Source organism: Microbacterium sp. (assembly GCF_041909575.1).
GTDB lineage: Bacteria > Actinomycetota > Actinomycetes > Actinomycetales > Microbacteriaceae > Microbacterium.
This window is the reverse complement of the sequence record NZ_JAYRDE010000125.1, coordinates 830-7,767: the sequence shown is the minus strand read 5'-3', so window position 1 is coordinate 7,767 and position 6,938 is coordinate 830. Positions and strand designations below refer to the sequence as shown.

7 protein-coding genes are annotated in these 6,938 nt (G+C 70.6%); all 7 read left to right on the top strand.

Annotated elements, in window-relative coordinates; genetic code table 11:
- Positions 1 to 759: carbohydrate ABC transporter permease (locus ACE3O1_RS13670; RefSeq protein ID WP_374315941.1), on the top strand; the 759-nt coding region annotated here is incomplete at its 5' end.
- Positions 752 to 1,654, top strand: coding sequence for a carbohydrate ABC transporter permease (locus ACE3O1_RS13665; protein WP_374315939.1), 903 nt, complete (start codon positions 752 to 754; stop codon positions 1,652 to 1,654). The genes ACE3O1_RS13670 and ACE3O1_RS13665, both read left to right, overlap by 8 nt.
- Positions 1,651 to 2,802, top strand: a complete 1,152-nt coding sequence (locus tag ACE3O1_RS13660; protein ID WP_374315937.1) for a mandelate racemase/muconate lactonizing enzyme family protein — start codon at positions 1,651 to 1,653, stop codon at positions 2,800 to 2,802. The genes ACE3O1_RS13665 and ACE3O1_RS13660 overlap by 4 nt, the downstream gene beginning before the upstream one ends.
- A complete protein-coding gene (locus ACE3O1_RS13655) occupies positions 2,802 to 3,764 on the top strand; it encodes an MBL fold metallo-hydrolase (RefSeq protein WP_374315935.1) in 963 nt (320 codons plus the stop codon). The genes ACE3O1_RS13660 and ACE3O1_RS13655 overlap by 1 nt, the downstream gene beginning before the upstream one ends.
- Complete coding sequence (locus ACE3O1_RS13650) at positions 3,761 to 4,834, top strand: Gfo/Idh/MocA family protein (protein ID WP_374315933.1); 1,074 nt, start codon at positions 3,761 to 3,763, stop codon at positions 4,832 to 4,834. Before ACE3O1_RS13655 ends, ACE3O1_RS13650 begins: the two co-directional genes overlap by 4 nt.
- The gene (locus ACE3O1_RS13645) at positions 4,831 to 6,045 is read left to right on the top strand and encodes a CaiB/BaiF CoA transferase family protein (RefSeq protein ID WP_374315931.1); all 1,215 of its coding nucleotides are present in this window, start codon (positions 4,831 to 4,833) and stop codon (positions 6,043 to 6,045) included. Before ACE3O1_RS13650 ends, ACE3O1_RS13645 begins: the two co-directional genes overlap by 4 nt.
- Positions 6,042 to 6,815: an enoyl-CoA hydratase/isomerase family protein gene (locus ACE3O1_RS13640; RefSeq protein ID WP_374315929.1), complete on the top strand. Its 774-nt coding sequence runs from the start codon at positions 6,042 to 6,044 to the stop codon at positions 6,813 to 6,815. Before ACE3O1_RS13645 ends, ACE3O1_RS13640 begins: the two co-directional genes overlap by 4 nt.
- Positions 6,816 to 6,938: the final 123 nt, after the last annotated feature.

The following is a 6,938-nucleotide window of genomic DNA, read 5'->3' as shown; positions in this document are numbered from 1 at the left end:
TTCACGAAGAACGGCCAATTCGCCGGGTTCGACAACTTCGCGAAGGTCATCGGCGACTACCGCTTCGCGCCCGCCGTGTGGCACGTGGCGCTGTACGTGTTCTTCTGGCTCATCAGCCTGCTCGTCTTCGTGGTGCTCCTCGCCCTCGTGGTGCACGCCGTCAAGGTCCGCTGGATCAGCGGCAGCGCGCGGTTCCTCTACTACATCCCCGGCGCCATCGCCGGGGCATCCAGCGTCCTGCTGTGGCTCTTCGTGCTCGACCCGACCGTGAGCCCCGTCTCCGGACTCCTGCGCGCCATGGGCTTCGAGAAGCTCGTCAACGTCGTCGCCGTCGACAACCTGCCGATCGTCTTCACGGTCATCGCCTTCTGGGCGGGCGCGGGCGGGTGGATCGTCATCATGTTCGGCGCGCTCAACAACGTCCCCACCGAGGTCATGGAGGCCGCGCGCATCGACGGTGCGAACGGCATCAAGACGGCGTGGTACATCCAGCTGCCGATGCTCGCCAAGTGGATCAGCTACATGGCGATCATGTCGCTGGCCGCCGGCACGCAGCTCTTCGTCGAGCCGAAGGTCCTCGCGCAGGCGACGAAGAACGTCGTCCCCGAGGATTACTCGCTGAACCAGCTGGCGTACCTGTACGCGTTCCGCCAGAACGACTTCTCGGGCTCGGCGGCGATCTCGCTGATGCTCCTGGTCGTCGCGCTCGGCCTGTCCACGATCTTCATCTTCCGCGGAAGGCTGTTCGAGAATGACTGACACGATGCGCCGCCGCGCGCGCTCGGCGTCCCCGGGACAGTGGCTCAGCCGCGCGCTCATCACGATCCTGCTGCTGTTCTTCGCGGCGTTCTTCATCCTCCCGATCGTGTGGCTCGTGCTCGCTCCCACGAAGTCGAACACCCAGCTGCTCCTGGACGGACCCTTCTCCTTCGGCTCGCTCGACCAGCTCGGCGCGAACTGGAACGAGCTGTTCGCCTTCGGCGGCGGCATCTTCACGACGTGGCTCGGGAACTCGACGTTCTACTCGTTCGCCGCGCTCGCGCTCACGCTGATCATCAGCATCCCCGCCGGCTACGCGCTGGCGCTCATCCAGTTCCGCGGCCGTCGGCTGCTGCTCATCACGACCCTCGTGGTGATGCTGATCCCGAACACCGCGCTCGTCCTGCCGATCTTCCTCGAGCTGAGCGCGCTGCGTCTCATCGGCAACCCGCTCGCGGTCATCCTGCCGTTCTCGTTCTTCCCGTTCGGCGTGTACCTGACCTACATCTACTTCTCCACCGCCGTCTCGAAGGACCTGCTCAATGCCGCGCGCATCGACGGGGCCGGGGAACTCCGGGTCTTCACGAGCGTGGCGATGCCGCTGGCCACACCGGTCATCGCCCTGGTCGGGTTCTTCAGCTTCGTCGGCAACTGGAACAACTACTTCCTCCCGTTCCTCGTCGTCGGGGGCACCAAGATCCCCGTGCAGGTGGGGCTGGCGAACCTGCTCTCGAACGTGCCCGCGTTCAACCCGACGACGACCTCGAGCATCGTCATCCAGCTGCCGACGCTGGCGCTGGCGACGCTGCTCTCGGTCGCCCCGATCCTGCTGATCTTCCTGTTCGCCCAGCGCTTCCTGGTGGAGGGCATGACCGCCGGAGGCACGAAGGAATGAAGATCACCGGCTACCGCACCCTCTCCTCGCGGCACCACTGGCGCCGGGCGGTCGGCGACGTCAACGGGCACATCGAGGATGCCGTCACCGACGTGCCGATCCTCATCATCGAGACCGACGAGGGCATCGAAGGCGTGGGGATCGGCTCGCACGCCGATCTCGCCCGGCTCTTCCCGGCGGTCCTCGGCGAGGACCCGCGTGCCGTGTCGGCGCTCTTCGACCGCATGCTCGCGGCCGTCTTCAAGTCGAGTCACACGGGCGCGACCTACGGTGGCCTCGCGACCATCGACGCCGCGCTGTGGGACCTCAAGGCGAAGCTCGCCGGCGAGCCCCTGTGGCGCCTGCTCGGCGGCCGCGACCGATTCGTCCCCGGCTACGCGTCGGGCCTGGACATCGCGCTGAGCGACGACGAGATCGCCGGCTTCTACGGCGAATTCGCCGACCGCGGCTACGTCGCGGCGAAGCTCAAGGGCGGACTCGATCCGGATGCCGACCTCCGCCGCCTGCGGGTGATCGAGGAGGTCCTCGCCCGCAACACGACGCGCCCCGGCCTCATGCTCGACGCCAATGAGTCGTGGCAGGTGAAGCAGGCCGTCCGCTACGTCTCGGCCCTCGAGGAGCACGTCGATCTGCTGTGGGTCGAGGAGCCGCTGCGACGGTGGGATGCCGTGGGCCACGCGCGCCTGAGCGCCGGCGTGCGGTCCGCCATCGCCACCGGCGAGAACCTCACCGGGGTGGAGCAGTTCCGCCCCCTCTTCGACGCCGGAGCGCCGGACATCGTGCAGGCGGGAGCGGTCTGGGGCGTGACGCACGTGCTGCGCCTCGCGCACGCGGCCGCCGCCCGCGATCTGCCGATCAGCCCGGTGGGGTACAACGCCAATCCCGCGGTCGCCGCTGTCATGACCGCGGTGCCCAATCACCTCACCACCGAGGTGCAGGCGCTCGACTTCGCGCCCGGCGTCGTGGTGGACCACGAGTTCGCCGACGGCGGCATCGTCCTCGGGGACGAGCCGGGCGGCGGCATCCGCATCGACGAGTCGGCGATCGAGCTCGCCTCGACGGGCGACGGATGGCGCAATCCCGCCGGTCCGCACCACCGGCCGCCGCGCGCCGGGCTGCGGGTGGTGCTCGACGGGGTGGAGCGCTGATGGAGATCCGCCCTGGCCTGCACCGGATCGTCGCACCGCTGGGCGAGCGCTTCGTGGCGCTGCACCTGTTCGTCGGCGATCACTCCGCGCTGCTGGTCGACACCGGCATCCGCGAGTCGATCACCGAGACGTTCCTGCCGTATCTCGCCGATGCGGGCATCGATCCGGCCCTCGTGCGCTGGGCCGTCAACACGCACTGCGACTTCGACCACACCGGCGGGAACGGCGCGCTCAAGGCCGCCCTGCCCGGCGTGGAGATCCTCGCGCACCGACTCGATCGGAGTCTCACCGAGGACGTGCAGCGCCTCATCGACGAGCGCTACGGCGAGTTCCGCGACACGGACGGCTTCGACGACCCTCCCGAGACCACGGCGTACCTGCGGTCGGTGAGCGACCTCGTGCCGGTGGACCGCGTGCTCGAGGGCGGCGAGGAGTTCGACCTCGGCGGACGCTCCGTGCGGGTGCTCCACGTGCCGGGCCACTCGCCGGGGCACGTCGCCGTCCACGACCCGTCGAACCGGGCGATCGCGATCGGCGACGCGACGCTCGGCACGACCGTGCCGTTCGCCGACGGCCGCGCCGCCTTCCCGCCGACCTACCGCGACGTCGGGCCGTACGTGGCGTCCATCGCACTCTTCCGCTCGCTCTCGCCCGAGCTGGTGCTGACGGCGCACTACCCGGTCTACGAGGGCGCTGCCGCCGCCGCCTTCCTCGACGAGAGCGAGGACTACACGCGCCTTGTCGACGACGTCGTGCGCGGCGTGCTCGCCGACGCGGCCGAACCCCTCACCACCCTCGACGTGGTGCGCGCGGCGGGCTCCGCGCTCGGCCCCTGGGGTCCGGACGCGCTGGACTACGCGGTCGTCCCCGTCACGGGCAACCTCGAGCGCCTCGAGCAGCGCGGGGTCGTGCACAGCGCGAAGGATGCCTCCGGCAGGCGCCGCTGGACGGCCACGGCATGAGCAGGGTCAGGCTGGGCGCCGTGGGCGCCGGATGGTGGGCGACCAGCAACCACTTCCCGATCTTCGCCGGACGCGACGACGTCGAGCTGGTGGGGGTGTGCGGCAAGGGGCCCGAGCTCGGAACCGTGCGGGATCGGTTCGGCTTCGGGATGGCCACCGAAGACTACGACGAGCTGCTCGGCCAGGACCTCGACGCCGTCGTCATCACCACCCCGCACGATCTGCACTACGACAACGCGGTGGCTGCGATCGATCGCGGCCTGCACGTTCTCGTCGAGAAGCCGACCACGCTCGACGCGCGGGCGGCCTGGGACCTCGTCGACCGCGTGGAACGCGCCGGCGTGCATTTCGTCGTACCCTACGGCTGGAACTACAAGCCGTTCACCGTCGCCGCACGCGGCCTCCTCGCCGAGGGCCGGATCGGCGACGTCCAGCACGTGCTGTGCCACATGGCCTCCCCCACGAGGGGGCTGTTCGCCGGCGATCCCTCCGACATCCTGCAGCTGTGGGACTCCGAGACGGGGGGACCGGATGCCTCGACCTGGCAGTCGCCCGCGCGCGGCGGCGGCTACGCGCACGGTCAGATCACCCACTCCAGCGCCCTGCTGTTCTGGCTGACGGGCCTGCGCGCCGCCACCGTCGCCGGCCGCGTCTCGCGTGCGGGCGCGGCGGTGGACCTGTTCGACGCGGGGGTCATCACGTTCGAAGGCGGCGCGATCGGCGCCCTCTCCGGCGCGGCCACGCTGCCCGACGACGAGCCGTACCAGGTCGACATCCGCCTGTTCGGCTCGGAGGGTGTGCTCATGCTCGACATCGAGCGCGAGCGCATGTGGGTGCATCGCTACGACCGCGCGCGGGAGGAGCTCGAGGTCCCGGCCGGCTCGGGCGCCTACGAGTGCATCGTGCCGCCGAACCGCTTCATCGACCTCGTCGCCGGTCTCAGCACGGAGAACAACTCCGACGCGCGCGTCGCCGCGCATTCGGTGGAGCTCATCGACGGGCTCCTGCGCTCGAGCGCGGCCGGCGGCGCCACCATCGACATCCGCTCCCTCTCGGAAGGAACCCCGTGAGCGACACCCCCGCGGTCCTGTCCGGCTATCGCGTGATCGACTGCTCGATCGCGATGGCAGGGCCCTTCGCCGCCCAGCGCCTCGGCGATCTCGGCGCCGACGTGATCAAGGTCGAGCCCACGGCGGGCGAGTGGCAGCGCTTCGCTGCCGCGGGAGGAGCGAACGGCAATGAGATCAACGTCTCGTTCCTGTCGCTGAACCGCAACAAGCGCTCCGTCGCCCTCGACCTCAAGAGCGCCGACGGCCGGGCGGCGCTGCTGGACCTGGTGCGCACGGCGGACGTGTTTCTGCAGAACTACCGCCCCGGGGTGGCGGGCCGCCTGGGCGTCGACTACGAGTCCCTCCGCGCGGTGAACCCCTCGATCGTCTACGTGTCGATCTCGGGCTACGGCGAGGACGGCCCGTACCGCGACCGGCCGGGGCAGGACCTGCTCGTGCAGGCGATGTCGGGCGCCATGCTCTCGGCCGGTCGTGCGGGCGATGCCCCCGCTCCCGCGGGCCAGTACCTCGCCGACGCGGTCACGGCGTCGACGGCCTTCGAAGGCGTCCTGGCGGCGCTGCTGCACCGGGAGCGGACCGGCGAGGGGCAGCTCGTCACGGTCAACATGCTGGACGCCGTCACGACCCTGCAGATGCAGGAGCTGTCGGTCTTCACGGTCGGGCGCAAGGCGCAGCAGCGCAGCGACGAGCCGCACGCGCACGTCTACATCCGCGCACCGTACGGGGTGTTCCGCACGTCGGACGGCTTCATCGCGCTCGCCTTCGCCGATCCCGCGCAGCTCGGCCTGCTGATCGGCGAACCCGCGTTCGAGGGCTGGACCGGCGAGGTGGAGGGGTGGACGCGCCGCGACGAGCTCGCGTCGCTGCTGCAGACGCGGCTCCTCGAGCAGACGACGGAGCACTGGCTCGAGGTGCTCGGCGGGGCCGGCATGTGGGTCGGCCCGGTGTACGGCTACGAGGAACTCGTGCGCGACCCGCAGATCGTGCACAACGGCACGTTCATCGAGTACGACCACCCCACCGAGGGGCGTGTGAAGACGCCGGGCTTCCCGTACCGCTTCAGCCGCACCCCGGCGCGCGTGGACCGCGGCGCTCCGCGCGTGGGTGAGCACACGCGCGAGGTGCTCGCCGAGGTCGGTTACGACTCCGCGCACGTCGACGCGATGGTCGCCGACGGGACCGCTGCCGCGCTCGGGGAGACGGTGCGATGACCGACGAGGGGATCGGCTGCGAGATCGACGGGGCCGTGGCCGTCGTGACCATCGATCGGCCGGCCAAGCTCAACGCGGTGACGCAGGAGATGTCCGACCGGCTCGTCGAGGTCATCGAGGCGCTGAACGACGACCCGCAGGTCCGCGCGGTCGTGCTGACGGGCGCCGGCGAACGGGCCTTCAGCGCGGGGAGCGACATCCGCACGCTCGACAAGTACGCGACGCCGTGGGAGTTCCGCAATCGCACCGACTACTGCGACGCCATCCGCGCGTGCCGCAAGCCCGTCATCGCCGCCGTCAACGGCTACGCGTTCGGCGGCGGCCTCGAGACGGCGCTGAGCTGCGACATCCGCATCGCCTCGGCGACGGCCAGCTTCGCCGCCCCGGAGATCACGCTGGGATGGATCGGCGGAGGAGGGATGACGGCGTTCCTGCGCGCATCGATCGGTCCGAGCAACACCGCCGTCATGATCATGACCGGGCAGCCCGTCGACGCCGTCACCGCGCTGCAGTGGGGCCTGGTGAGCGAGGTCGTGCCGCCCGAGCAGCTGCTGCCGCGGGCGCGGGAACTCGCCGAGATCATCGCGTCCCGCCCGCCGATCGCGGCCGAGACCGCGAAGGCCAACCTGCACGCGGCGGCGAACATGCCGCAGGATGCCGCGATCCGCTACGAGCGCGACCTGCAGACCGTGACCTTCGCGACGGAGGACGCCGACGAAGGCAGGGCGGCGTTCGCCGAGAAGCGCGCCGGCGTGTTCCACCGCCGCTGACCGACACCACCGAACGAAGGATCACATGCCCGCGACCCTCACCGACGTCCGCGCCGTCCTTCCCGGCGACGGCACCGCCGGCACGCTCGTCGGCCGCGTCTGGGACCCGGCCGCCGAAGGCCC

Bases quoted from the DNA above. Each gene is read 5' to 3' on its own strand.
- ACE3O1_RS13640 (WP_374315929.1), top strand. From the start codon at position 6,042: ATGACCGACGAGGGGATCGGCTGCGAGATCGACGGGGCCGTGGCCGTC.
- ACE3O1_RS13665 (WP_374315939.1), top strand. From the start codon at position 752: ATGACTGACACGATGCGCCGCCGCGCGCGCTCGGCGTCCCCGGGACAG.
- ACE3O1_RS13655 (WP_374315935.1), top strand. From the start codon at position 2,802: ATGGAGATCCGCCCTGGCCTGCACCGGATCGTCGCACCGCTGGGCGAG.
- ACE3O1_RS13660 (WP_374315937.1), top strand. From the start codon at position 1,651: ATGAAGATCACCGGCTACCGCACCCTCTCCTCGCGGCACCACTGGCGC.
- ACE3O1_RS13650 (WP_374315933.1), top strand. From the start codon at position 3,761: ATGAGCAGGGTCAGGCTGGGCGCCGTGGGCGCCGGATGGTGGGCGACC.